This window comes from Nostoc sp. DedQUE05 (assembly GCF_034530955.1).
Classification (GTDB): Bacteria; Cyanobacteriota; Cyanobacteriia; order Cyanobacteriales; family Nostocaceae; genus Nostoc.
On sequence record NZ_JAVRCB010000030.1, the window covers coordinates 33,244 to 58,479 of the forward strand.

The window sequence follows — 25,236 nt, forward strand, 5'->3', positions numbered from 1 at the left end:
AGTGATTCCTAATGACTAAGAAATCTGTTTAATCAGACCGTAATTGTTGAAATCAAAATTTTAGTTTTTTTAGAGGTTTTTTCATGACTGAATTCCTAGTTAATACCACCACCATTGGCAATCAATCTAACTCCACAGTAGCGATAGATGCAGCTGGGAACTTTGTCATTTCCTGGACTAGTTTTGATGAGAACGGGTCTAGTAATGGGATATATGCCCAACGCTACAAAAGTGATGGCGAACCTGATGGTAACGAATTTCAGGTCAATACCACCACCACCACCGCTCAATCTAACTCCGCAGTAGCGATAGATGCAGCTGGAAACTTTATTATTTCTTGGACTAGTTATGATGAGTTCGGGTCTAGCAATGGCATATATGCCCAACGCTACAAAAGTGATGGCGAACCTGATGGTAACGAATTTCAGGTCAATACCGATATCAACAGTTTGCTATTGAACCCCACAGTAGCGATGAATGCAGGGGGGGACTTTGTCGTTTCCTGGACTAGCTTTGATCTGGACGGGTCTGGTTTTGAGATATATGCCCGACTCTACGACAGCTATGGGGCGGCTCAAGGGGACCAATTTAAGGTTAATAAATACACTACCGAAGCTCAATATTACCCCACAGTAGCAATCAATGCAGGGGGGGACTTTATCATTTCCTGGGTTAGCAATGGTCAAGACTTGTCTGGCAATGGGATATATGGCCGACGCTACGACAGTAATGGGAATGCTAAAGACATCTCAGAATTTAAGGTCAATACTAGAACCATCGACAGTCAAGTTAACCCCACAGTAGCGGTGGATGAAAATGGAAACTTTGTTATTTCTTGGCAAAGCAATAATCAGGATAGTTCTGGATTTGGGATATATGCCCAACGCTACAGCAGTGATGGGAAGACTCAAGGGAACGAATTTCGGGTCAATAGTGAAACCACTAGCGACCAAGTTAACCCCAGAATAGCGATGGATGCAGATGGGGACTTTATCATTTCCTGGCAAAGCGATAATCAGGATAAGTCTGGATTTGGGATATATGCTCAACGCTACAATCGGTATGGGGTGCCTCAAGGGGGCGAATTTCAGGTCAATACTTACACCCCCAACGACCAAAGTACTCCTACAGTAGCGATGAATGGAAAGGGGGACTTTGTGATTTCCTGGACTAGCTATGGTCAAGACGAGGCAATAGCCCAGGGTGACGAAATAGATAATCAGGGGGGAATATATGCCCAACTATACAAAAGTGGCATTCCTCCGATAATCACCTCTACTTCTGTCTCTCCCTTGGCATACACTGAGAATGCCACTACAGCCATCGACTCAGCCATCACTGTCAGCGATGAGGATTCCCTCAACCTGGCTACTGCTACCGTCAGTATTACCAGTGGTTTCATCTCTAGTCAAGATACCCTCGCCTTCACCAACCAAAATGGGATTACGGGCAGCTACAACAATAGCACAGGGGTTTTAACTTTAACTGGCAGTTCTAGTGTTGCTAATTATCAAACTGCACTGCGTTCGGTTACTTACACCAATACCAGTGATAACCCCAGTCTCACGTCTCGTACCATCAGCTTTATAGTTAATGACGAGAATGTTAGTAGTAAAACTCTAACACGTGACATTAATATTACGGCGGTGAATGATGCGCCCGTTGCTACTGCCACCACCTCTCCTCTGCTGTACACCGAAAACGCCATTACAGCCATTGACTCAGGCATCATCGTTAGCGATGTAGACTCCCCTAACCTAGTTAGTGCCATTGTCAAGATTAGCGGTGGCTTTGTTTCTGCCGAAGACATACTCGCCTTCACTGAGCAAAATGGCATTACAGGCAGCTACAACAGCAGCACAGGTGTCTTAACTTTAACTGGCAGTTCTAGTGTTGCTAATTATCAAACTGCACTGCGTTCCATTACTTATACCAACAGTACTAATAATCCCAGTCTCACACCTCGTACTATCAGCTTTACGGTCAATGATGGGATTGATAATAGTACAGCTATTACCCGCACTATTAATTTTACGGCAGTGAATGATGCGCCCATTGCCACTGCCACTAACTCTGCCCTGGCATATACAGAGAACGCCACTACAGCCATCGACTCAGCCATCATCGTCAGTGATGTAGACTCCCCCAACCTGATTAGTGCCACTATCAGCATTACCAGTGGTTTTGTCTCTGCTCAAGATACCCTCACCTTTATCAATCAAAATGAGATTACAGGCAGCTATAACAGCAGCACAGGTGTCTTAACTTTAACTGGCAGTTCTAGTGTTGCTAATTATCAAACTGCACTACGTTCCATTACTTATACCAACAGCAGTGATAATCCCAGTCTCACACCTCGTACTGTCAGCTTTATAGTTAATGATGGGACTGTTAGTAGTACCGTCATTACCCGCAATATTAATATTACGGCGGTGAATGATGCTCCTGTCGCTGTTAACGACAGCATCACCACAAACAAAAACACACCTATTATCATTAACGCTACGACTCTGTTGAGCAATGATATAGATGCGGACAATGACGTATTGAGCATTACTAGCTTTACCCAACCTAGCCAAGGAAGCTTAGTTAAAAATCCTGATAGTACTTACACTTATACCCCTGTCCCAGACTATTATGGCTCCGACAGCTTCACTTATACCATAAGTGATGGCCAGGGTGGCAGCAGTACTGCCACTGTAAACTTGACCATTAATCAATTCAATCTGATTAATGGTACTTCAGGTGCAGACAGCCTGAATGGTACGGCGATCATGGATATCATCTCAGGATTGCTGGGCAATGACACGCTCAACGGACTAGGTGATAACGACACGCTTGATGGCGGCGATGGAAATGATTTCTTAGATGGTGGTACAGGTAACGATAGTCTCATTGGTGGTAAAGGCAATGACACTTATATTGTGGACACCATTGGCGACACTATTATTGAATCTACTAGTGCAGGCACAGATTTAGTCAAGTCTTCGGTGAGTTGGGTGTTGGGAAATAATCTGGAAAACTTGACTCTGATTGGAACCGACGCAATCAATGGTACTGGTAACAGCCTTAATAATATTCTGACCGGAAATACTAGTGCTAACATCTTGAGCGGAGAAGTTGGCAATGACACCTTATTGGGTGATGCAGGCAATGACACATTATTGGGCGGTGTAGGCAACGACATCTTGGATGGAGGTACAGGAGCTGATAGTCTTAATGGTGGAGTTGGCAATGACACTTATATCGTAGACAGCCTCGGTGATACGATTACTGAAAGCTTAAATGCAGGTACAGATTTAGTTAAGTCTTCCGTGAGTTTTGTGTTAGCAGATAACGTGGAAAACTTGACCCTGACTGGAACCGGAGCAATCGATGGTACTGGTAACAGCCTTAATAATATTCTGATTGGAAATACTGGTGCTAATAAGTTGAGCGGAGGAGATGGTAACGATAGTCTCTTTGGTAGCTCAGGCAATGACACATTATTGGGCGGTGCAGGTAATGATACCTTGGATGGAGGTTTAGGAACTGACAGTTTTGATGGTGGAGCCGGCAATGACATTTATACTGTAGATAACCTGAACGATTCTATTACTGAAGGCTTAAATGCAGGCACAGATTTAGTTAAGTCTTCCGTGAGTTTTGTGTTAGCAGATAACGTGGAAAACTTGACCCTGACTGGAACCGGAGCAATCGATGGTACTGGTAACAGCCTTAATAATATTCTGATTGGAAATACTGGTGCTAATAAGTTGAGCGGAGGAGATGGTAACGATAGCCTCTTTGGTAGTTCAGGTAATGACAGTTTGTTAGGCGGTGCAGGCGATGATACTTTGGATGGAGGTACAGGGATTGATACTCTCAATGGTGGAGCCGGTAATGATATCTACACAGTAGACAATGTTAGCGATATTATTACCGAAGGCTTAAATTCAGGCACAGATTTAGTCAAGTCTGCTGTGAATTGGGTATTAGGAGAGAACTTTGAGAACTTGACCCTGACTGGAAGCGCGACAATTGGTACTGGTAACAGCCTTGATAACATCCTGGTCGGAAATGCTGCTGCGAACACCTTGACCGGAGGAGATGGTAACGATAACCTTTTTGGTAGCTCAGGCAATGACACCTTGTTGGGTGGTACAGGCGATGACACCTTGGATGGAGGTACAGGAATTGATAGTCTCAATGGTGGAGTCGGCAATGACATCTACACTGTAGACAATGTTAGCGATATTATTGTTGAAGGCTTAAATGCAGGCACAGATTTAGTTAACTCTTCGGTAAATTGGGTCTTGGGAGATAACCTAGAGAATTTGACCCTGATTGGAACTGGGGCAATCACTGCTACTGGTAACGGCCTTAATAACATCCTGATTGGAAATACTGGGGCTAATACGTTATCAGGAGGAGATGGTAATGATAACCTCTTTGGTGGTTCAGGTAATGACAGCTTATTAGGCGATGTAGGAAACGATAGCCTTTTTGGTGGAATTGGTAAAGATACGCTGACTGGTGGAGCTGGACAAGATAGCTTATATCTGACTGATACCCGCACTGGAGGCTATGATACTATTACTGATTTTACTGTTGGAGATGATACTATCTTCATTTCTAAGGCGGAATTCGGGCTGACCCAATCTCAGGATACGACACTCGATTCGGGCTTGTTCCGACTTGGTACGATCGCTACAACAGCAAGCGATCGCTTCATCTACAATCAAAGTACGGGCAACCTATTCTTTGATAAAGATGGATTGGGTGGTACAGTACAAGTTCAAATAGCCCAGTTATCGAATAAAGCACTGCTTAGTAATACAAATATTACTGTGATTGTCTAACGAAAGCTAAGACAATTAACCTAGTATCAACCGACGTAGGGACGCGAAATTTCGCGTCCCTATACTTTGGCGGTACTGTGGCTTTATAGCCAATACAATTGCAAACTTTTAACTTTCTTCTTGGGAATAACCGTTTTTCTCGCGTTTGAGGCTTTCTTCTAAGGCTTGAATTTGTTCGCGACGAGCTTCCAATTCTAAGGAACGCCGCGCTAAGTCTTGGTTTTGCAATGTCAGGGATTGTCGCCAATGTTCTGCTCGTTCGGCTTCATGCTGTAAAAATTCTGGGGTAATGCCGATGGTGAGGTAGCTTTGTACTAGATGGAGTACCCAGTTGGTAGCGTCTTCTATTCTTTCAATGTCACCTGTAGGAGAAAGTTCTACTAAAACAAGCAAGTTTTCACTCATAACTTTTCCCTTCCCTAGCAGAATGAAAGCCTCTTCTGGAATTATCGCCCACAAGTTATCAGCTTCTTGACGCGCCAACAAGCGTAACTGGTGCTGGTCTAAAAAATCGTTTTTACGCACCTGGGCTAGATATAGCATGAGAGTCGCTTTGCTCCAATTCAAAATTAAAAATTAAAAAATTTTAATAAAATAATAAGTCCTAGAATTGAGATTTGGATCTTGTTAATTGGTAACGGGTAATTGGGAATTAATAATCCGATTACCCATTACAGTTATCCTAAGCCACGCAGGCGATCGCTACGACAACCCCTTCAGACGCTCGCGCAAAATTTCAGCTTGCTTCTGTGCTTCTGCTAAGGCATCCCGCGCCCCTTGTACCACATCAGCCCTAGCTCTATCTACGAAACTAGGATTGTTTAATCTGGTACTCAGGGATTCAACTTCAGCTTCAGCTTTACTCAAGCTTTTCTCTAGTTTGGCACGTACAGCTTCAATATCTACCACACCGCTTAGAGGAATTAGCACCTGTATTGTACCAATTACACCTGCGATCGCATTTTCTGGTTCTTGTGGTTGTTCTAATTCTTTCTGCGGAAAAAACTGTCTCCATAACTTTTGTCTAGCTTGAGCAGTGAGTAAATTTTGGCTAACAAACCACGCTGTGTAACCAAAACCAACTAGTTCAAAGAAAGTTCCGACGATGGGAATGTCATCAATGGCATTTCCCGCAGCTAAACCCAATCTACCAAAGATAATAGCCACGATAATTAAACTGATTGTCTTCAAACCCCTTTGAGGTTTTTTCGCAGCAACAGTTTGGTTTTCTTGCTTGTCAGTAATAGTTAAAGTCTCAACCTTCGCCAAATCTTTAATATAAGACTGTCCAGCAGTGAGAATTTCCTGCTCCTTTTCACTTTCAGTTTGCAAATTCGCTGTCACTTTTACCCCTGGTTTAATATCCGCCTCAGCTCGCAAATTCCGAATTGTGCGGATAGTAGCAATCAGTAATTCAAACTGTTCTTCTAAAGCTGAATCAATTAAATTTGCATCTACCTGGGGATAGATTTGTAATGGTAAAGTTTGCGGAGAATCTGCTGATTGTTGCGTGAGAGTCTGCCAAATTTCTTCAGTAATATGAGGCATGAAGGGATGAAGCAGTTTCATAATCCCTTCTAGTATGTAGCCGAGGGTTTGCTGTGCTACTCGCCGCGATGCTGGATCGGCATCTGCTTGCAATCTGGATTTCACTAGTTCAATATATTGATCGCAGAAATCACCCCAGATGAATTCGTAGAGTCCTTTTGCTGCTTCCCCTAAACCGTAATTATCGATGTAATTAGTGGTTTGTTTGATAACTTGATGATACCGCGAGATAATCCAGCGATCGCTCAATTCGGTAGCTACTGGATTCCCCAATTGCTGCGGCGTCTGTCCATCCAAATTCATCATCACAAACCGGGCAGCATTCCACAACTTATTTGCAAAGTTGCGGGATGCCTCAACCGATGCCGATTCATCCTTTTTGCGATCGTATTCCAAGCGGATATCTTGACCAGCGCCAGCTACTTCTCTAATTAAGGTATACCGCAGGGCATCGGTACCATATTTATCAATTAATAACAATGGGTCAATGCCATTACCTTTGGTCTTTGACATCTTCTGACCTTTTTCATCCAGCACCAAACCATGAATGTAAACTGTTTGGAAAGGCATTTGCTGCGTAAAATGCCCAGCCATCATGGTCATTCTGGCTACCCAGAAAAAGATGATGTCAAAGCCTGTCACCAAAGTGGTAGTCGGGTAGTAAGTTGCTAAATCTTGAGTTTGTTCCGGCCAGCCCAAAGTCGAAAACGGCCAGAGTCCAGAAGAAAACCAAGTATCTAGCACATCTGGGTCTTGTTCTATCTTGACATTTTCACCAAATTGTGATTTCGCTTTTTCCCAGGCTTCGGTTTCCGATTTCGCTACTACAAACGGCGTATTATCAGTAATTTGTCCACCCGTTTCACTGATAGCGTACCAAGCAGGAATTTGGTGTCCCCACCATAATTGGCGAGAGATACACCAATCAGTGAGTTTTACTAGCCAATCACGATAGACCTTTGTCCAGCGTTGGGGGACAAACTCTGGAGAAGTTTGCTGGTCGAGGAATTCGAGAGTGTTGTCAGCTAGGGGGCGAATTTTGACGAACCACTGAGTCGAGAGGAGAGGTTCAATAGGTACTTTACCGCGATCGCTGTAGGGAACGGTATGTTTATAATCTTCGATCTTCACCAAAAAGCCATCTGCTTCTAGGCGAGAAACCACATTTTTTCTAGCAACAAAGCGGTCTTGTCCTTGAAACTCCCCAGCATTGGCGTTGAGAGTGCCGTCTTTGTTCATAATGTTGATAAACGGCAGATTGTGACGCTTACCCATGTCAAAATCGTTCGGGTCATGGGCGGGAGTTATCTTCACGCAGCCTGTGCCGAAAGTGGGATCAACATATTCATCGCCAATGATCGGAATTTCTCGTTGTAGAATTGGCAGAGTTACAGTTTTGCCAATGAGATGTTTGTAGCGATCGTCATTGGGATTAACCGCTACAGCCGTATCACCCAGCATCGTTTCTGGCCGAGTTGTCGCCACCTCTACAAAACCGGAACCATCGGTGAGGGGATAGCGGAAGTGCCACAGATTTCCATTCACCTCTTGATTTTCAACTTCCACATCAGACACCGCCGACCCAGAAGCAGGACACCAGTTAACTAAATATTCGCCACGATAAATTAAGCCTTCCTCGTAAAGACGAGTAAACGCCTCCACAACAGCCTTAGATAAACCCTCATCCAGGGTAAACCTTTCCCGTGACCAGTCCACCGAGACACCTAAGCGTCGTAGTTGATTCAGAATCGTTCCCTCAGACTCCGCCTTCCATTGCCAAGCGCGTTCTAGGAATTTTTCGCGCCCCAATTCGTAGCGAGTCTTACCCTCTTTTTTGAGTTGCTTTTCCAGCATAGTATGCACAGCGATGCTGGCGTGGTCAGTTCCGGGTAGCCACAGGGTATTGCGCCCCTGCATCCGGTGGTAGCGCACGAGCGTATCAATCAACGCACTTTCAAAAGCGTGACCCATGTGCAAACTGCCAGTGACATTCGGCGGTGGAATGACGATGCAGTAGGGTTCGCCGCCTTTGTTGGGGTCAGCTTTGTAAACTTGGTTGTCTTCCCAGAATTTTTGCCACTTGGCTTCAGTGGAAAAGGGGTCGTAGAGACTGGGGAGATTGGGAATAGTTGCGGTCATGCTGGGAAAACTAACTATGGAAGGACTCTAATAAATTTTGCCACAGGGTTGGAGAGGGTTTGTTTAGCAATTCTCTAAATCGTGGATGTACCCTTAAAAAATCTATCTGGAAATGCGAAATCTATTTTTGATCCTTGTAGTTATCTTGCATAAATTCCGTAGCTGATATCTGTATATTCATCCAGAAAGACTCATGAAATTGAAACCAGGTTTATTTCAACTCATAGTATTCGTTATGACTGTATCGCTACTTGCTTCTTGTGCGACAACCCCAGAAGCAAGACAGTCAGATTGCATCTCCACAACGTCGCCGAACTCTAAACAACAACCCAATAACTGTTCACCCTCATCTAATGGTAGCGGCAGAACAAGTAGTTACTCTGGTGGGAGTAGCATTACAAGACCCGGTTTTGGTGATTCATCAGAAGCCGGGACTTCCAGAGGTTCTGCCAAGGGACGTAGTGGTTTTGGTAGTTTCGGTCGCGGTGGTCATGCGGGTGGATAAGAGAGTTATGAATATTTTCAACAGTCCTCAACGAAAGCGTCTATTTCAGTCGATGAAAATGGGTTGGTATAACTTTGCTCCTATTGAAGAAGGAACAGGTATACCTCTGACTGACCAAGAAACACCTTACGCTCTTTATTATTGCCATAAAGTTTTACCGCAGACGATACAAGAAATTCAGCAAGCGTCGGAATTAGTCGGTAGTGTTTTAACCCAAGCGTGGGAAATTATCCGCACTCTTGATGAGGATACACTACTTTACTATGGATTTCCGGAAGCTACTATCAAGTTAGTTAAATATGACTTCCTCGCACCATTTTGTATGCGTCTTGACTGGTGCTGGAATCAAGAAACGGGGATAAAAAAAGTAGTAGAAACTAATCCCCAAACTCCTAGTTTTTGGTTTGAGTGTACGGACGGCAATAATAAAGTCGCCAGACATTTTGGATTGCAAGAACCCGTTTTAGATGCTCAAAAAATATTAAAAATAACACTTAATCAGCATGTAAATAGAGCCGCATTAAATTTGGGTAAACCAGTTAGAGATTGTTGCGTAGCATTTACAGCTTTGAATAATGCCGAAGATTTAGGTACTATGCGATGGCTAAGAAATTACTTGGAGTCCAAAAGTACCATTTTACCTTTAGAATATCTTGGCATCAAAGATGGTGAGTATCTATTTGACCAGAGAACAAAAAAACCAATAGATATACTCTTTATATGGTATCCAGTGGAATGGCTAATCCATGATACTGATGAGAAAGGTGAAAGATTATGGCCGGCTCTAGAGCAATTAATTTTTGAGAATAAAATTGCGATCGCGAACTTTGGTTCTGCCTTTGCACTGCAACCAAAAAGTATATTTGCCTTGATTACAGATTTGGGATATGACTTTTTTTCTGGCAAAGATGCTGGGACAGTTTGGGAATATTTTCCTAAAACATCACTGAGTGCAACAGCAATAGGTAATTCATACTTTGCCAAACCTATTTTAGGAAGAGAAGGTGAAGGAGGATTTGCAGTTAATTCAGGAAACATCTCTGTGCGTAGTAGTAATAATCACCCTTGGTATACACAACAGAATTATGTCTATCAAGAGTTATTAGAATTCCCTAAATTAGAAATTGATGGCAAGTCAATGACTCAGGTTTGGGGAGCTTGGTTATATAACAATGGTAATGACAAATTTATATCTGGAGGTGTAGGAATCCGCCTTTCTGAAGGGGAAATTACAGATAATTTATCTTATTGGTGTCCTATTGGATGCTAATTTTAATAACACCGATAATTAGAGGAAAATATGAAACCTCAAACCACCACCCCTTCGCCCTGGATATACATACCCACCCTCTACTTTGCCTCTGGCATACCTTACATCATCATCAATACAGTTTCCGTAATCTTTTACAAAAAGCTCGGAATAGATAATACTCAAATTACTTTGTGGACAAGTTTTCTCTATCTACCTTGGGTCATCAAAATGTTTTGGGGCCCAATTGTCGATATTTATTCTACCAAACGTCAATGGATACTTTATACCCAATTTGCAATGTTCGCTTGTTTGGGTTTGATAGCCTTCTCCTTGCAACTGCCAAATTTCTTTTTCATTTCTCTTGCAACGTTAACAATAGGAGCATTTATTTCTGCAACTTATGACATTGCCACAGATGGCTTCTATCTGCTGGCTTTATCTCCAGAACAACAAGCCTTATTTGTTGGCATTCGCTCATTATTTTATCGAATGGCTGTCATTTTTGGCTCTGGAATATTAGTAGTCTTAGCAGGTCAGCTTGAAGTGTCTCTGAACAACATTCCTTTAAGCTGGACTATAGCTATTGGGTTCTCAGCTTTAATTTTAGCAATCTTGTTTATTTTCCATCGCCTAATTTTACCTTTACCTGAATCAGATAACCAACGACAAATACAAACTAGGGAAAATATACCTTTTTGGTCAATTATTAGCTCATATTTTGCTCAAGATAAAATTATAAATATTTTAGCATTTATCTTGCTTTACAGACTTGGTGAAGCAATGCTTGTGAAGATAGCCTCTTTATTTTTATTGGACAAACCAGAAGTAGGCGGTTTAGGGCTATCAACATCAGATGTCGGGTTAGTCTACGGTACATTTGGGGTAATATCCTTAATCTGTGGAGGAATTTTAGGAGGCTTGCTAATTTCTAAATATGAATTAAAAAAATGTCTCTTTCCTATGGCTTTAGCATTGAATTTACCTGATGTATTTTATGTGTATATGGCTTACACTAAGCCTTCACTAACATTAGTGTATCCCTTGGTTTCTTTGGAGCAATTTGGTTATGGTTTTGGATTTACAGCTTTTAGTGTTTATTTAATGTATATTTGCCAAGGTGAATATAAAACTTCTCATTTTGCCATATCTACTGGCATTATGGCTTTAGGAATGATGTTACCAGGCTTAGTTAGTGGTTATTTACAGAAAGAACTTGGCTATCCATTATTTTTTGTCTTGGTTTGTTTGCTGACCATTCCTGGAATGATTGCTCTATTTTTTATTCCTTTAAAAGAAGAACTGAAGCGTCAAAATAATTAACATTATTACAGTTCATGAGTTATGTTTTGGGAATAGATGGCGGTGGTAGCAAGACTATTTGTGTCTTAATGGATGATTTGCATCTAGTGCTAGGTCGTGGTGAAGCAGGGCCATCTAATTATCAGAGTATAGGTATCGAAGCAACTTTAGAATCTATTCAATTAGCAATTCACGATGCGGTTGAGGCAGCAATAAGTACAAATTCTGTGAATATTGACGCGATATGTTTGGGTTTAGCGGGTGTAGGTCGCGCAACAGATATCGAAGTAGTGAAAGGTTTACTTAAAGAGTTACAGAATAACAAATTGCCTATTACTTGGGCATTACAGCCAGCGAATATTGTAATTTGTAACGATGCTTTGATTGCTTTAGTTGGTGGAATTGGTCAGCCTGTAGGAATTGTGGTTGCAGCCGGTACTGGTTCGATAGTTTTCGGCCGAAATCATGAAGGACATACTAAGCGAGTCGGCGGCTGGGGGTATATTCTAGGAGATGAAGGTAGCGCTTATAAAATTGCGATCGCAGGCATGAACGCAGCATTAAAATCTTATGATGGACGAGAGATTCCAACGAGTTTGATAGTGGATTTCAAACATTATCTTGATTTGGAAAGTATAGAAGATTTAATAGAAGTAGTATATCGCCGAGAATGGGGAGTTAAACAGATAGCTGCTTTAGCACCAGTTGTAGATTTTGCAGCAGCGTCAGGTGATATAGTAGCGAATATGATAATTGATGATGCTGTAAAAGAATTAGTAAAAGCTACATCTACAGTAATTGATGCAATTTTTACTGCCGACTCAATTTTAGAAGTAGTTACAACAGGAAGTGTATGGTGCGGTAGATGCAAAATCCATGAAAGATTTGCAGCGTCTCTTGTTAAGAAGTTTCCTAATGTAAAGGTGATATTTCCGAGGTATGAACCTGCTTATGGTGCTGGGTTATTAGCGTTGCAAACAACTCAAAATTGACGCGAAGAAAGCAATAATAGGAGTTTTCAGTCTGCAAATATGCGCCCCAAAAAAGTTACTATTTCAGACCAAGCTGCGGTGCTAGCACTAGAATCATAACGATAACCGTCGTCGCGCATGAAGGTATGTTCTGCTTCATATAAGAAAACTTGGTGAGGGATGTTAGCATTCTCAATTGCTTTGATTATGGTTTGGCGATCGCTATCTGGTATATGAGGGTCAAGAGTACCGAACACCATTAGCATCTCGCCTTTAATTTCACTTACCCTTTGGATTGTATCGGCTACCTCTTTACCCAGTTTACCACTGGGAATACCAGTAGGGTAACAGCAAACACAAGCCCGAATTTCGCTTTGAAATGCTGCGCGAAAAGCTAAATGTCCACCAATACAAAAGCCGAGAGTGCCTATTCTATTTGGAGAAACCGCAGTCTCTGTTTTCAGAAATTCAATCACAGCAAGGCAATCGGCATCATAATCAGCTACCGAGGTTCGACGCGCATCGTCATTACCCCGCATCCGTCCCAGATCGTCTGGCTCAATTACTAAACCAACTGGCTCAATTCGGTGAAAAATTTCTGGGGCTGCTACTACATAGCCGTATCCTGCTAAGTAGTTAGCTAGACGAATCATTGCATCGCCTAACTGATAAATATCACTGTAGAAGACAATACCAGGGTATTTTCCTGCTGCTTTGGGAGCCGCTACATAAACACGCATTAAGCTGCCATCTACTCTTAATTCAACATTGCGCTTAGTGATTTGCACTTTTTTGTCTCCGTGTTACGCTTGCTGTCATTAGCTTCTACACTATAGCGCCGCAGCATCCGGTTACTTTCAACTCACAATTTGGCATTCTTTTACTATGACTGCGATCGTTTAATATACCCAGTGAAAATTTGTTGTGAAACTACTAAGAAAGCATATCTTATTACTTTAAGTATTTTTACGCTAGCGTTTTATTTATTCAATAAGTACATTGAAACGATTTATAACATAAAATATTAGCAATTTTTACTTTTTATGGATAATAATCACGAAGAAAAAACATTTTTCTCTGAAAATACCTTTAAAGTAATTCAACAATACAAAAATAAGCACAATGATAATAATATTTATAATTCTCAAGAATATAAAGATTTTTTAAACATAGTAAAAACTCCATTTATTAAATTCTGCGACTTTATATATCAAGAAATACCAACTGAAATTGCTGCCAAGAATTTTTATATAACAACAGACAATGGACGAACTGAGGTAGATATTTATATATTAGTTTCTCCTAGTAAATTTCGCCTATACAAATATTTAGATATATTTTCATTGTTAAGTATAGAGTTAATAGATTCAGGTATAGACATAAGATTAATAAATAATGCAGGTTCCTTTCTTGCAAAAAATATTTTAGAAATCAATCCTATAATGATAGCAAAGATAATTGCTGAAGATGTATATGCATTTGATTTTCCACAGATTCATGAAAGTTGTTATTTTAATAAAACAGAAATATTAAATTCATCTAAAGAAGAATTAATTAATAGGTTTAAAGAATGGTTTCAACATTATCTTCCGTTATTTTTACAAGCAGTATCTAAGGAGGTAATACCTGATATTAATCTAACCATAAGTGAACCTTATAGCTTAAACAAATGTACTGAAGATACTGGAGTTTCCCAACTAGTGCTAGAAAGCTGGATACACACAATTAATCGTAAAGGTCAAGCAATTTTATATGGTTCACCTGGAACAGGCAAAACCTTTATAGCTGAAAAACTTGCAAAACACTTAATCGGCGGTAGTAATAGTTTTTCGGAACTAGTGCAATTTCATCCAGCATACTCTTATGAAGATTTTATTCAAGGTATCCGCCCCCAAAGTCAAGATGGGAAATTGACATATCCGTTGGTTCCAGGGCGCTTTTTAGAATTCTGCAAAAAGGCGGAGTCTTGCCAAGGCACTTGTGTTTTGATCGTTGATGAAATAAACCGTGCTAATCTCGCACAAGTTTTTGGTGAACTAATGTACTTACTTGAGTACCGAAATAGAGAAATTCCACTAGCTGGTGGTAACACCTTTCGCATTCCAGAAAATGTCCGCATTATTGGGACAATGAATACAGCAGATAGGTCTATTGCCAATATAGATCATGCCCTACGCCGCCGCTTTGCATTTATTGAACTTCGCTCAAACTATGAGGTGCTGCGAAATTATCACCGAAGAAGAGGTTTTGCAATAGAGGGATTAATTAACATTTTACAGCAATTAAATCAGGCGATCGCAGATAAAAATTACGAAATTGGTATTTCCTTCTTTTTAACAGACAGCCTACGTGAAGATATAGAAGATATATGGCGCATGGAAATTGAACCATATTTAGAAGAATACTTTTTTAACCAGCTAGAAAAAGTAGATAAGTTTCGCTGGGATGAAATCAAGAATAAACTATGCATATAAACCCAGCACAACCAAGAATTATTGAACTTACAGAATACGAAGCTAACTTTTTTCAGCGTGATGAAATAGACGAATTAGCTGGAATGGAGTTATATCAGAAATATGAAAATCAAGTTGATGTAGAATTTCCTAACTTAAGAACAGGATATCAGTGGCAACTGAAAGCTAAAGGATGGGTAGGTTACATTCCTGCCACTCCTGAGTTGCATCTAAAAATAAATCCGAAAGTGCCTATCCAAAACCTCTTCGGAATGCTGGAATATGCCTACAATTTAAAAGGGTTTCACTTTCTCGAAGGGCTGATGGATTGTGAATCTCTAGAGAATTTTTATAATAATCTGGCTCATATCTTAGCCGATAAAGTTTTAGAACGATGCCGCAAAGGATTATATCGTACTTACTTGCCTAAAACACAGCAGCTTTCTTATGTGCGGGGAAGGCTAGATGTGCAACAGATAATTCAAAAGCCGTGGAATGTTAAACTTAAATGCAATTACGAAGAACATACGGCTGATGTTAAAGAAAATCAAATCTTGGCATGGACACTTTATATCATTGGTCGTAGCAGTTTATGTTCAGAAAGAGTATCACCAACAATACGAAAAGCTTATCACGCTCTACAAGGATTAGTAACGCTGCAACCTTGTAGCGCAGAAGATTGTATCGCCAGACAGTATAATCGCCTCAATCTCGACTATGAACTGTTACATAACTTATGTCGATTCTTTTTAGAAAATAGTAGTCCCAGTCATGAAAGGGGAAATTACAAAACCCTACCCTTTCTCGTCGATATGGCACATTTATATGAACTTTTTGTTGCAGAATGGCTTAAGAAAAACACGCCGCAAGGCTATTTTTTCAAACAGCAACATCCAATAGAAATTAGTCAAAATAGGCACTTCAATATAGATATATTACTGTGTGATGCTGCTACTGGCAACACAATAGCAGTTTTGGATACAAAGTATAAAGCCCCAGAACAGGCAGGATATACAGATATTCATCAAATGATCAGCTACGCCAACACAACAAAATGCAAGCAAGCCTTTTTGATATACCCCAAAGACTTGACACAGCCACTAGATGTTAAAAGCGATCAAATCCGAGTCCGCAGCCTCACCTTTTCCCTAGATGATAATCTCGATCGCGCAGGTCAAACCTTCTTAAAAAACCTTTTTCTCTTAATCTCTCAGAACTCACACCAATAATTGCTCGCATTTCTTGTAATAATTCATACCCTCGCGCTTCTATGCGGGCAATGCTTTCTAACAACCCATGCAAAAATTCTACTGGATTATTTGGGCGTGGTGACAAGCGTAGGGGTAGATTGGGATCGTTAATCGGAAAGCGATCGCCTTAATACACTGTGTGTACACCGTAGCCTTTTAGGAGACAGATTTAGAGAGAGGTTTTCCAAATACCGCAAGAAGTGAGGTTAAGCCTTTGGCAATTCTATAAAAGGCAATTATTACGAAAATTATGGTTTTGTTGATGAAAAGGGTGTATCATCCAAGACGGTTCGGTTAAGGGAAGAGACGCGATAAATCGACGTCTCTACAAAGGGGTGATTCTTAACTAAACTGTTCAATAATTCCGCCACCTAACACTTTCTCGCCGTCGTACCATACCGCCGCTTGTCCGGGGGTAATGCTGATTTGGGGTTCATCAAACACCAAACGCACACGGGAGTTTTCCAACGGAATCACCGTCGCTGGTGTAGCCGTTGAACGATAGCGAATTTGCACTTCGGCATGAATTGGGGTAGATGGTTCGGCAATGGAAACCCAATTTACCCGATTTACAGTGCATTCTGGCTGAGTTACCTTGGTGCGATCGCCTACTACTACTTTATTATTTTCCGCATCTAATTCAATCACATACAGGGGTTCGGCAGCAGCAATTCCCAAGCCTTTGCGCTGGCCAATGGTGTAATGATGCACACCATCATGCTGTCCCAAAACTTTGCCTGTAACATCGACAATATCACCTGTTTTGGGAGCTAAATATTTATCCAAAAATGCCCGCATGGAACCGTTACTTTCCACTAAGCATAAGTCTTGACTTTCTGGTTTATCAGCAGTTTTCAGTCCGTATTCAGTTGCAATGCGGCGCGTGTCAGTTTTTTCTAGTTCCCCTAGAGGAAATACCGTTGCTCTTAGTAAATCTTGAGACAAATCATAGAGGAAGTATGACTGATCTTTATTGCGGTCAACAGCCCTTAATAACTGGTAACGTCCAGTTGCTTCGTCATAGCTAATTCGGGCATAATGACCGGTGGCAATGCGATCGCACCCCAATTCTTCACGAGCATATTGCACCATTGGCCCAAACTTCACCGTTTTATTGCACTGGGAGCAAGGCAAAGGTGTAATACCCGCACTGTAACCAGTCACCAGGTAATCGACAATATGCGTCTGAAAGACATCTCGAATATCCACAACTTGATGGGGAACACCCAATTGTTCGCAGAGTTCGGCCGCGTCGATCATACCTTCAGAGCAACATTGACCTTTGCCTTTCATTAGCCAAAGAGTCAAACCAATCACTTCATAGCCCTGATGGTGCAGGATAGCTGCGGCGGTAGAACTGTCAACGCCACCAGAAAGACCAACGACGACTTTTTTCATACAAAGCACGACACGATATGCGTGGTTGTCCAATTGTAGCATATACTCTTCAAAGCCTTGCTACTAAAGCGCTTCAGTTTTAAAGGCAGGAGGTAGGAGGCAGGAGGGAAGAGAATTTGATTTGTTTCTTCCATCCATAACGGAAGCGATCGCGTCCGTAAACAGCTTTCATCTAAGATTAATTACAGATGTATTTTTTGCCACGTAGATGAGGTAACTTTACGTTAACGCTATATAGTTGCTACAACGGTGAACTAATTAGTTCTTGATGGAAATTACCTAAAAATACTTTGACTGCTTTCTAACTATTATGTCGAGAGGAATATCAAGTAAATTTATCCCATTTCAGATGCTGTGCCGAAGCTCTGAGGGTTGGAAGCCCACTATTAGACTTCTCTTTTTGTTAGTGGGAGGGTGGTTAGTACTGATTCCCGACTCTACCCCAGCACAGGCACAAATCTCCAACCGCAACGTGCTACTGGCTCAAGAAACTGGTGAGATTTTACCGCCACCGCCAATTCCCTTTGGTCAACAACCATCACCGCAGTTACAACCAAGTCAAGCAGAGAACTTCAATCAACCGGAAGTCAACTTTCAGCCTACCCAACCAGTACAAAACAATCAATTTGAGCAGAATTTTCAACCCTCTCAACCATTACCAAACAATCAATTTGAGCAGAACTTTCAGCCTACCCAACCAGTACAAAACAATCAATTTGAGCAGAATTTTCAGCCCTCTCAACCTTCACAGTTTAGTCAATATAACCAGAACTTTGAGCGCTATTTAGTTTACGTTGATGGTAGTGATTTCCAGACACTACAAGCCATACGTCAGATTGAACCCAGTGCTTACATTCGCCAGTTCCAAGGCCGGACTGTAATTCAGTCAGGTGTTTTTAACAGAGTCGCCAACGCCCAACAACGGGTGAATGAGCTACAGTCACGAGGCATATATAACGCCCGAATTATCAGCTTTGGTAATGGACAGGAAATAAATGCAGACAATGGCAACTATAACTATAGAGACGATCGTAATAATATAAATTCTAATAGGCGAGTCTCTAGATATTATGTCGCCATTCCCACCACTTCCGAACAATTACCTGCGATCGCAGCACAACTTAGGCAGAATTTAGGCCAATTTACGCAAGATTTAGGACGATCTGGCGGAGTCCTCGAAAGGACGCAACCACGAGGCCCGCACGTAGCAGTCGGGCCTTTCCAAAATCGATTTCAAGCTGAGGAATGGAACAAATATATCCGAAATATCGGATACGGTAATGCCAGAGTTTACTACGGAAAGTAAATAAGTGAGGAGTTAGGAGTGAGGGAAGTACACCAACGGCAAGCGCTCCAATGTAAGTATTATAGAATTTTAGGCAAATCAGTTGTAAATCATACTACAGCTATCAGCCAAGATTTTTATAAAGACTCATACAAGTACAGTCAAAATGGATATAAAGAATGGCTTCGTTGGCGCTGTTGGCAACACCCCTTTAATTCGCTTAAACAGTTTTAGCGAAGAAACAGGGTGTGAAATCCTTGCGAAAGCAGAATTTCTCAATCCTGGAGGTTCCGTCAAAGACCGCGCCGCACTTTACATCATCGAAGATGCCCAAAAGAAAGGTTTACTTAAACCTGGTGGCACGGTTGTAGAAGGAACCGCTGGTAATACTGGCATTGGATTAGCACATATTTGCAACGCCAAAGGTTACAAATGCCTAATTATTATTCCCGATACCCAGTCACAAGAAAAGATAGACGCGCTGACAGCATTAGGAGCAGAAGTTCGTCCCGTCCCCGCCGTACCTTACAAAGACCCGAACAACTACGTCAAGCTATCGGGCAGAGTAGCTGCTGAGTTGGAAAATGCCATTTGGGCAAATCAGTTTGATAATTTAGCTAACCGCCTCGCCCACTACGAAACCACAGGGCCAGAAATTTGGACGCAGACAGATGGTAAAATAGATGCATGGACAACTGCAACCGGTACTGGTGGTACTTATGCTGGTGTAGCATTGTACTTAAAAGAACAAAATCCAGCAATTAAATGTGTTGTAGCCGATCCGCTAGGTAGTGGACTTTATAGCTATGTCAAAACTGGCGAAATCAAGATAGAAGGAAATTCCATCACTGAAGGCATCGGTAACGGTCGTGTCACAGCCAATATGGAAGGCGCACCTGCTGATGATGCCATTCAAATCGATGACCAAGAAGCTTTGCGAGTAGTTTACCAACTGCTGAGGAAAGATGGGTTGCTAATGGGCGGCTCAACAGGTATTAATGTTGCGGCAGCTGTTGCCTTAGCGAAGCAATTGGGGCCAGGACATACCATTGTCACCATCTTGTGTGATAGTGGTTCTCGGTATCAGTCGCGGATATTCAACCCGGAATGGCTAGCCTCAAAAGGACTTTCAATAAATTAGTTATTAGTCATTAGTCATTAGTCATTTGTCATTAGTTATTAGGCATTAGTCACTTGTACTGAGCCTAGTCGTTGGCGCAGCCTCTCCAAGAGTTTATTGGTCATTAGCTTCCAACTTTTGACAAAGGACAAATGACAAATGACAAATGACAAAGGACAAATGACAACTCAACCATCAAACTTCCCCACAATAGACCAACCCTCTTCTCCTAAATGTGTGCGGGTTTGTCAAAATCGTACTTGCAAAAAGCAAGGTGCAGCCAAGGTTTTAGCCGCTTTTACAGCTTTGCCAATCCCTGGTGTAACTGTAACGGCTAGCAGCTGTTTAGGACAATGTGGCAATGGCCCAATGGTGCTGATATTACCTGATATGGTCTGGTATAGCGGCGTTCACTCTGATGAAGTATCTCTACTGATAGAAAATCATTTGCTAGGTGGTCAAAGAGTCAAACAGATGCTCTATTATCGGTTTCATCCCCAGAAAGAAAGCTAAATTTTTAATATTAAGCTCTGCAATCTTTTTGACTGAAGTGAGGCATCCAATGAATATCCAGCAGCTGCGTCAATCCTTAAAACAAAAGTGGCTTATTTACTACAAGCAAAATATTTCCTGGCTGGTCAAAATGCGAATTTGGGCCACTTACGATGGTCTGCGCCGCCCTTTATCCGGTTTTATTTTGGCAACACTGTCTGTTTTAGAACCCCAGTTTGATGAAATACTTTCTTTTATGGTGGATCTGAATAACGATCCAGATAAAATAGTCGCTGCTTTAGGTCTTAACTTCAATCCCGATGAAGAGTTACGTTTAATCAAATCAGAGCATTCTATGGCTATAAGCCAAGTTGAAAGCGAGCCGCCAGATGAGAAGTATTCTGAGGATAAACATCTATCATCTGCTGTAACTGCCAGCAAGATTGCGCTTCATTCTCTTGCTAAGACTCTAGATTCCAACTTGTCACGCGCCGATGAACTTGTGCCATCAATTACAGCTACCACTGAAGTAGTTCGCACACGCAAACTTGAGTTGATAGTAGCAAATGGAACTAAAATTGCTCCAGATACTCCGGCAAAAACGCCATCCTCCAGTTTACTAAGGAAATATCAACCAGTACGCTGGCACTCTGGTCAGTTACCTTCACGAGAATCGGCGACAATGACTAGTGAGGTGAACAGCAAAGCCAAAACTATGCCATCTGTGGCGTTAGCTACTGAGGTTAAAAGCAACGCGCCACCTGTCCGAATCCCTGTGGGTGCATCGTTGGCAATTACCACTGGGATTTCTAGTAACAGCAAACCAGTGCGATCGCTAGCAATTACTACTGAGGTTAAAAGTAACGGCAAACAACCGAATATTCAACCACAAGAGGTTAAGAGCAAAATAAATTTACCAACTACAAATGCCCGTAGTATAGCTTCTTGGGTAGATGAATTTTGTTACGGTGCTGGGGAGAAAGAGAAAGATATCTTGATTTGAATTACTTACGGATATTCGTGAGAAACAAACGGGATTTCTATGACTTCACCCTCAGTTTCTCCCACTTTGACTTTTAAACCTACACCACCAGCTTTGGTGCGAATGTAACCTAGTCCAAAGTAACCATCAGCGGTTTGGGTGTAACTAGTAAGTTTGCCAACCTTTTCATCTGCAACTGCGATCGCACTTCCAACTTCCACAGGGGCATTGAGGCGGATACCTAAAAGGTGTTGTTTTACACCTTTATATGTATTTAACCGAGCAATAGTTTCTTGCCCAATATAGCAACCTTTAGTAAAAGAAATTGTTTGCCACAAACCCACTTCTAGAGGATTGTAATCATCTGTGAGTTCTGCATCTGGGGCGGGGCGGCCTTGTAAAATTCGCAAAGCATCCCAAGCGCGATCGCTCATTTCTACTGCTCCTGCTTCTAACAGTTTGTTCCACACTGTTTCTTTGTCAGTATAAGGGAAAGTTAAGGTGTATCCGGGCGCAGCTAACCCGCTACCTACAGCAATCCGCACTCCCTCGGCGGGAGCAATGGTGTATACTTGGTGATTACCGTAAGGTTGCCCGATGAGTTCGCTAATACCCAACTTTTCTAAAACAGCATCGCTTCCTGGCCCAATCAGGCTGAAGGTGTTGGTGTATTGTGTAATATCAGATAATTCCACCTTATCGGCATAGAAAATATATTTATCTAGCCATTCCATCAAAAACTGGCGGCGGTTAGGTGAAACCAGCAGGATTACCGCATCTTCTCTAACGTATGCGGTTACTAAATCAATTGTCCTGGCTGTGGAAGTAACAAAAACCGTATCACAACCTTGTCCTGGCTTGAGTATTTGGAAATTGTTAGTACTTTGGTTGTGTAAGAAATTGAGGCGATCGTCGCCAGCTACTTTAATCCGTCCCCAAGCGGTGCGATCGCATATTGCAATCCCAACTTTGGCGGCTTGGATAGCTGCTGCGTCTTTATCGTCAAGTGTAGATGTTGGCATAGCGATCAGAAATTGCCCTGTTTGAATGTTGTCGCACTGGAAATCTTAGCAAATAAGCGTTTGCGGCTTCAATCTACCTCTGGTTTTCTTCTAACGTTAATCAAAATCTTATCAACATCGCGATTTTGTGAAAAACATTAAAGCTGTCGTTAGCAAAATCATTCTTTTGTTGATGAAAATCGTGATTTTGTGAAGAACGTTAAAGCTGTCGTTAGTAAAATCATTATTTTGTTAAGAACATTAAACCTGTCGTTATAAGAGTGATAACAGCGATTCATGGCGATCGCTCTTTTTTAAGATTAGATTATTTAATGATGAAATTAGCGATCGCTATAATGGTATCGTGCCTGAATAAACTCGATTCGGTCATCACTTACTACGTAAACAATCCGGTCAGTTTGAGTGATTCGGCGCGACCATACATTTGCATCATAGTATCTCAATCTTTCAGGATTGCCTGTACCTTCAAAGGGATTCCGCCTAATCTCTTCAACTAAAGATAAGACGCGGAGTGCAGTTTTTCTATTTGTTTCTACCCAGTAGGTAAGGTCTTCCAGAAACTTCCAGTCAAAAACGAGGTTGCGTTCTAAATTATCCTCTTGAGAAACTTCAGATTGGGGAAGTGCATCTGGTTCTAAATTATCCGACATTAAATTTATTTACTCTTCTTCGTAAAGCGAGAACTCTTTACGCAACTCGTCTATAGTTTGAGGCATATTAGTCTTAGCCTTAACACGTTGTAAAGCATCTAAAAGACGTGCTGCATTCTCAGGTGATTGGAATAAATATGCTGTCTCTATAATGCTATTAAGTTCCGCAGTAGGTATGACGGATACACTTTCTGCACCTTCACGATTAACAACTACAGGTTCACGAGTGCTAATTGCCTCTTCGTAAATTTTTTCAAAATTATTGCAAGCTTCGGTATAGTTTGTTTTATTAGACATTTTTTGTTCCTTAATTTATCTGTTAGTCTTTGCTGGCAGGTAACTAAAGAGTTGCTTCAGCTTGAATTTCTTGAATGATGGTTAAAATTTCCTCTTTCGATTCAATATGCCTTGCTAGAACTTCAGCAGTTGATTCAAGTACGCGCTCAGAAAATAATTTAGCTAAATCTTGCCGCAAACTCTGCCCAATGTAAAACTTGATTAATGCTTCAAGTGTCATATCTCGATTAGCTGCAACTTTTTTGAGCGATTCCAATGTATCTATTGGTATCTTTATTGATAGTGTTTCTGTAGGACGAGGTTTTAAGTGTAGTTCGAGTTCTTCATCAGGCTTGTTCATATAACTTTCTTTCTGTGCTAGTAGCTGGACGGGCAGAAATAATGCGTGTTCGCTTACTGCGTTCTAGATAAACTACGAGCAATAAGCGTTGAGAAAGAGAATAACCCAAGATTAAATCACGCTGTTCATTATTAACGGTAGCATCACCCACTTGGTAGAAAGGGTCAAAGAATACCTCTGTCGCTTCTTCAAATTTAACACCATGTTTTTCGATGTTGCTTCGTGCTTTATTTTCATCCCATTCAAATTCAACACCTTGTAGACGATAAACAATATCCATCTATGAATTTTGCTTTTGCATTAAGCGCTAATAGTAATATTTTATCAAGATTATATTTATTGACTTTGTTAAAAAGGTATATCAATATCATCAGATACTTGGTTCCAGTCCATATCTAGTAAAATTCTCCCAAAGTACCTAATAATTTCTTCTAACACCTCTCTTGAATCTATGAACATTTGCCATGTATAATCGAATTCTTTATCTTCCCAAATACATAGGTAGCTTTTACTATCGCTCAAATTGTATTCACTAAATCCATCTAAACATATTGTGCTTAAATCATTTGTAATATGATCATACATCTCTAAATTTGGTCGTTCACTAAGATAATAATTACCTATTGTTTTTCTTTCAATTTCTAAGATGTTCCAGTATTTAGGATTAAGTGAATCCAAAAATAAATCTGCTTTACCGGGTAATACTAAGAATCTTCCTGCTGTTTTCTCGAAGAAAATGTGAGGTAAATCTACCCAATAGTGAAAATTTAGCAGATAGGGATCTAAAATAAGTTTATTAATAGAAATACTTAAAGCGTCTAGACTTTGTTTGAGAAATAGTTGATATCGTTTATCTCTCTCTCCAGGATTTTTAAGTCTATACCCTATACATCGTGATGCCTTGTTCATCTTAAACTTTTGCTCAAAACCGAGCGCTTCAAGTATATTGATAGCCAAAAACATCAATTCCTCTCCAGACTCTTCTACAATTTCGTCACCTGACAAAGCTAAAGAAGTCACGCCGTCATAGTTTATCTTTTGCGGTTGGTTGCTAGCTTCATTAGTAATAGCAGGAGAGCAATTACTTACCCACTCAGGTTTGTACTTGAGAAATAAAGCCTTTAACTTGTCTCTTAAAGGGCGATCGCCTGGAAATTCGCTTTTAATACCAAAATCTTTATATACATTTGAGATTTGCTTGCGTACAGTTCCTTCCGCACGTCCCCTAGACTGAGCAATCTCATCATTAGTGTATCCAGCCAGCAAATACTTCAACACCTCTACCTTACGAGGTGCTTTCCTTAGCATTTCTAGAGCTTCATTAAACTGCCGACTATTCATACTTTTCAGAATACCGCATTTTCTTTAATCTGCGTACTTTGCGTATTGCGC

21 protein-coding genes and 1 pseudogene are annotated in these 25,236 nt (G+C 41.1%); 11 read left to right on the forward strand and 11 right to left on the reverse strand.

The window, feature by feature from the left end; translation table 11 throughout:
• Positions 1-83: 83 nt before the first annotated feature.
• Positions 84-4,841, forward strand: a complete 4,758-nt coding sequence (locus tag RMZ42_RS21710) for a beta strand repeat-containing protein (RefSeq protein ID WP_322673351.1) — start codon at positions 84-86, stop codon at positions 4,839-4,841.
• Between the two features lie 108 nt (positions 4,842-4,949).
• Here the strand turns inward: RMZ42_RS21710 and RMZ42_RS21715 are convergent, their stop codons facing one another.
• Entirely contained in the window at positions 4,950-5,384 is a 435-nt protein-coding gene (locus RMZ42_RS21715) for a hypothetical protein (RefSeq protein ID WP_322673352.1), read from the reverse strand.
• A gap of 159 nt (positions 5,385-5,543) precedes the next feature.
• Positions 5,544-8,528 (reverse strand): valine--tRNA ligase, encoded by a 2,985-nt coding sequence (locus RMZ42_RS21720; protein ID WP_322673353.1) that lies wholly within the window; start codon positions 8,526-8,528, stop codon positions 5,544-5,546.
• A 193-nt stretch (positions 8,529-8,721) separates the two neighbouring features.
• Here RMZ42_RS21720 and RMZ42_RS21725 point away from each other — a divergent pair, with 193 nt between their 5' ends.
• The 4 genes from RMZ42_RS21725 to RMZ42_RS21740 are packed head-to-tail and all read left to right on the forward strand — an operon-like array spanning position 8,722 to position 12,576.
• Complete coding sequence (locus RMZ42_RS21725; protein WP_322673354.1) at positions 8,722-9,033, forward strand: hypothetical protein; 312 nt, start codon at positions 8,722-8,724, stop codon at positions 9,031-9,033.
• 7 nt (positions 9,034-9,040) lie between these two features.
• Positions 9,041-10,303: a glutathionylspermidine synthase family protein gene (locus tag RMZ42_RS21730; protein WP_322673355.1), complete on the forward strand. Its 1,263-nt coding sequence runs from the start codon at positions 9,041-9,043 to the stop codon at positions 10,301-10,303.
• Positions 10,304-10,333: 30 nt separating this feature from the next.
• Entirely contained in the window at positions 10,334-11,605 is a 1,272-nt protein-coding gene (locus RMZ42_RS21735) for an MFS transporter (protein WP_322673356.1), read from the forward strand.
• 14 nt (positions 11,606-11,619) lie between these two features.
• Entirely contained in the window at positions 11,620-12,576 is a 957-nt protein-coding gene (locus tag RMZ42_RS21740) for an N-acetylglucosamine kinase (RefSeq protein WP_322673357.1), read from the forward strand.
• Positions 12,577-12,602: 26 nt separating this feature from the next.
• Here the strand turns inward: RMZ42_RS21740 and RMZ42_RS21745 are convergent, their stop codons facing one another.
• Positions 12,603-13,343, reverse strand: coding sequence for a dienelactone hydrolase family protein (locus RMZ42_RS21745; protein ID WP_322673358.1), 741 nt, complete (start codon positions 13,341-13,343; stop codon positions 12,603-12,605).
• 255 nt (positions 13,344-13,598) lie between these two features.
• On the opposite strand from RMZ42_RS21745, the gene RMZ42_RS21750 reads away from it, so the two are divergent.
• Both RMZ42_RS21750 and RMZ42_RS21755 read left to right on the forward strand, forming a co-directional pair.
• Positions 13,599-15,029, forward strand: a complete 1,431-nt coding sequence (locus RMZ42_RS21750) for an McrB family protein (RefSeq protein ID WP_322673359.1) — start codon at positions 13,599-13,601, stop codon at positions 15,027-15,029.
• Entirely contained in the window at positions 15,020-16,237 is a 1,218-nt protein-coding gene (locus RMZ42_RS21755) for an McrC family protein (RefSeq protein ID WP_322673360.1), read from the forward strand. Before RMZ42_RS21750 ends, RMZ42_RS21755 begins: the two co-directional genes overlap by 10 nt.
• Position 16,238: 1 nt before the next feature.
• Here RMZ42_RS21755 and RMZ42_RS21760 read toward each other — a convergent pair.
• Positions 16,239-16,385, reverse strand: a pseudogene (locus RMZ42_RS21760) (carbohydrate kinase); the annotation flags it as partial.
• A 215-nt stretch (positions 16,386-16,600) separates the two neighbouring features.
• Positions 16,601-17,656, reverse strand: coding sequence for a tRNA 2-thiouridine(34) synthase MnmA (mnmA, locus tag RMZ42_RS21765; RefSeq protein WP_322673361.1), 1,056 nt, complete (start codon positions 17,654-17,656; stop codon positions 16,601-16,603).
• Between the two features lie 349 nt (positions 17,657-18,005).
• Here mnmA and RMZ42_RS21770 point away from each other — a divergent pair, with 349 nt between their 5' ends.
• From RMZ42_RS21770 to RMZ42_RS21785, 4 genes are all read left to right on the forward strand, one after another.
• Positions 18,006-18,962 (forward strand): hypothetical protein, encoded by a 957-nt coding sequence (locus RMZ42_RS21770; RefSeq protein WP_322673362.1) that lies wholly within the window; start codon positions 18,006-18,008, stop codon positions 18,960-18,962.
• 145 nt (positions 18,963-19,107) lie between these two features.
• Positions 19,108-20,082: a cysteine synthase A gene (locus RMZ42_RS21775; protein ID WP_322673363.1), complete on the forward strand. Its 975-nt coding sequence runs from the start codon at positions 19,108-19,110 to the stop codon at positions 20,080-20,082.
• Positions 20,083-20,241: 159 nt separating this feature from the next.
• On the forward strand, positions 20,242-20,574 hold the full coding sequence (locus RMZ42_RS21780) for a (2Fe-2S) ferredoxin domain-containing protein (RefSeq protein ID WP_322673410.1): 333 nt from the start codon (positions 20,242-20,244) through the stop codon (positions 20,572-20,574).
• 49 nt (positions 20,575-20,623) lie between these two features.
• Positions 20,624-21,556 (forward strand): DUF5331 domain-containing protein, encoded by a 933-nt coding sequence (locus RMZ42_RS21785; RefSeq protein WP_322673364.1) that lies wholly within the window; start codon positions 20,624-20,626, stop codon positions 21,554-21,556.
• 5 nt (positions 21,557-21,561) lie between these two features.
• On the opposite strand, the gene RMZ42_RS21790 is transcribed toward RMZ42_RS21785, so the two are convergent.
• The 6 genes from RMZ42_RS21790 to RMZ42_RS21815 all read right to left on the reverse strand — a co-directional run bounded on the left by RMZ42_RS21790 (position 21,562) and on the right by RMZ42_RS21815 (position 25,185).
• Positions 21,562-22,557 carry a folate-binding protein gene (locus RMZ42_RS21790; RefSeq protein WP_322673365.1) on the reverse strand — a complete coding sequence of 332 codons (996 nt, stop codon included), beginning with the start codon at positions 22,555-22,557 and terminating at the stop codon, positions 21,562-21,564.
• Positions 22,558-22,877: 320 nt separating this feature from the next.
• Entirely contained in the window at positions 22,878-23,207 is a 330-nt protein-coding gene (locus RMZ42_RS21795) for a Txe/YoeB family addiction module toxin (RefSeq protein WP_322673366.1), read from the reverse strand.
• Between the two features lie 9 nt (positions 23,208-23,216).
• Entirely contained in the window at positions 23,217-23,504 is a 288-nt protein-coding gene (locus RMZ42_RS21800) for a type II toxin-antitoxin system Phd/YefM family antitoxin (RefSeq protein WP_094347188.1), read from the reverse strand.
• A gap of 43 nt (positions 23,505-23,547) precedes the next feature.
• Entirely contained in the window at positions 23,548-23,844 is a 297-nt protein-coding gene (locus tag RMZ42_RS21805; RefSeq protein ID WP_322673367.1) for a hypothetical protein, read from the reverse strand.
• Complete coding sequence (locus tag RMZ42_RS21810) at positions 23,831-24,124, reverse strand: BrnT family toxin (RefSeq protein WP_322673368.1); 294 nt, start codon at positions 24,122-24,124, stop codon at positions 23,831-23,833. Before RMZ42_RS21810 ends, RMZ42_RS21805 begins: the two co-directional genes overlap by 14 nt.
• Positions 24,125-24,192: 68 nt before the next feature.
• Positions 24,193-25,185, reverse strand: coding sequence for a helix-turn-helix transcriptional regulator (locus RMZ42_RS21815; protein ID WP_322673369.1), 993 nt, complete (start codon positions 25,183-25,185; stop codon positions 24,193-24,195).
• Positions 25,186-25,236 lie beyond the last annotated feature (51 nt).

What these genes read in the sequence shown, in the direction of transcription:
- RMZ42_RS21710 (WP_322673351.1), top strand. Translation starts at nt 84, where the DNA reads ATGACTGAATTCCTAGTTAATACCACCACCATTGGCAATCAATCTAAC.
- RMZ42_RS21715 (WP_322673352.1), bottom strand. Translation starts at nt 5,384, where the DNA reads ATGCTATATCTAGCCCAGGTGCGTAAAAACGATTTTTTAGACCAGCAC.
- RMZ42_RS21720 (WP_322673353.1), bottom strand. Translation starts at nt 8,528, where the DNA reads ATGACCGCAACTATTCCCAATCTCCCCAGTCTCTACGACCCCTTTTCC.
- RMZ42_RS21725 (WP_322673354.1), top strand. Translation starts at nt 8,722, where the DNA reads ATGAAATTGAAACCAGGTTTATTTCAACTCATAGTATTCGTTATGACT.
- RMZ42_RS21730 (WP_322673355.1), top strand. Translation starts at nt 9,041, where the DNA reads ATGAATATTTTCAACAGTCCTCAACGAAAGCGTCTATTTCAGTCGATG.
- RMZ42_RS21735 (WP_322673356.1), top strand. Translation starts at nt 10,334, where the DNA reads ATGAAACCTCAAACCACCACCCCTTCGCCCTGGATATACATACCCACC.
- RMZ42_RS21740 (WP_322673357.1), top strand. Translation starts at nt 11,620, where the DNA reads ATGAGTTATGTTTTGGGAATAGATGGCGGTGGTAGCAAGACTATTTGT.
- RMZ42_RS21750 (WP_322673359.1), top strand. Translation starts at nt 13,599, where the DNA reads ATGGATAATAATCACGAAGAAAAAACATTTTTCTCTGAAAATACCTTT.
- RMZ42_RS21755 (WP_322673360.1), top strand. Translation starts at nt 15,020, where the DNA reads ATGCATATAAACCCAGCACAACCAAGAATTATTGAACTTACAGAATAC.
- mnmA (WP_322673361.1), bottom strand. Translation starts at nt 17,656, where the DNA reads ATGAAAAAAGTCGTCGTTGGTCTTTCTGGTGGCGTTGACAGTTCTACC.
- RMZ42_RS21770 (WP_322673362.1), top strand. Translation starts at nt 18,006, where the DNA reads ATGCTGTGCCGAAGCTCTGAGGGTTGGAAGCCCACTATTAGACTTCTC.
- RMZ42_RS21775 (WP_322673363.1), top strand. Translation starts at nt 19,108, where the DNA reads ATGGATATAAAGAATGGCTTCGTTGGCGCTGTTGGCAACACCCCTTTA.
- RMZ42_RS21780 (WP_322673410.1), top strand. Translation starts at nt 20,242, where the DNA reads ATGACAACTCAACCATCAAACTTCCCCACAATAGACCAACCCTCTTCT.
- RMZ42_RS21785 (WP_322673364.1), top strand. Translation starts at nt 20,624, where the DNA reads ATGAATATCCAGCAGCTGCGTCAATCCTTAAAACAAAAGTGGCTTATT.
- RMZ42_RS21790 (WP_322673365.1), bottom strand. Translation starts at nt 22,557, where the DNA reads ATGCCAACATCTACACTTGACGATAAAGACGCAGCAGCTATCCAAGCC.
- RMZ42_RS21795 (WP_322673366.1), bottom strand. Translation starts at nt 23,207, where the DNA reads ATGTCGGATAATTTAGAACCAGATGCACTTCCCCAATCTGAAGTTTCT.
- RMZ42_RS21800 (WP_094347188.1), bottom strand. Translation starts at nt 23,504, where the DNA reads ATGTCTAATAAAACAAACTATACCGAAGCTTGCAATAATTTTGAAAAA.
- RMZ42_RS21805 (WP_322673367.1), bottom strand. Translation starts at nt 23,844, where the DNA reads ATGAACAAGCCTGATGAAGAACTCGAACTACACTTAAAACCTCGTCCT.
- RMZ42_RS21810 (WP_322673368.1), bottom strand. Translation starts at nt 24,124, where the DNA reads ATGGATATTGTTTATCGTCTACAAGGTGTTGAATTTGAATGGGATGAA.
- RMZ42_RS21815 (WP_322673369.1), bottom strand. Translation starts at nt 25,185, where the DNA reads ATGAATAGTCGGCAGTTTAATGAAGCTCTAGAAATGCTAAGGAAAGCA.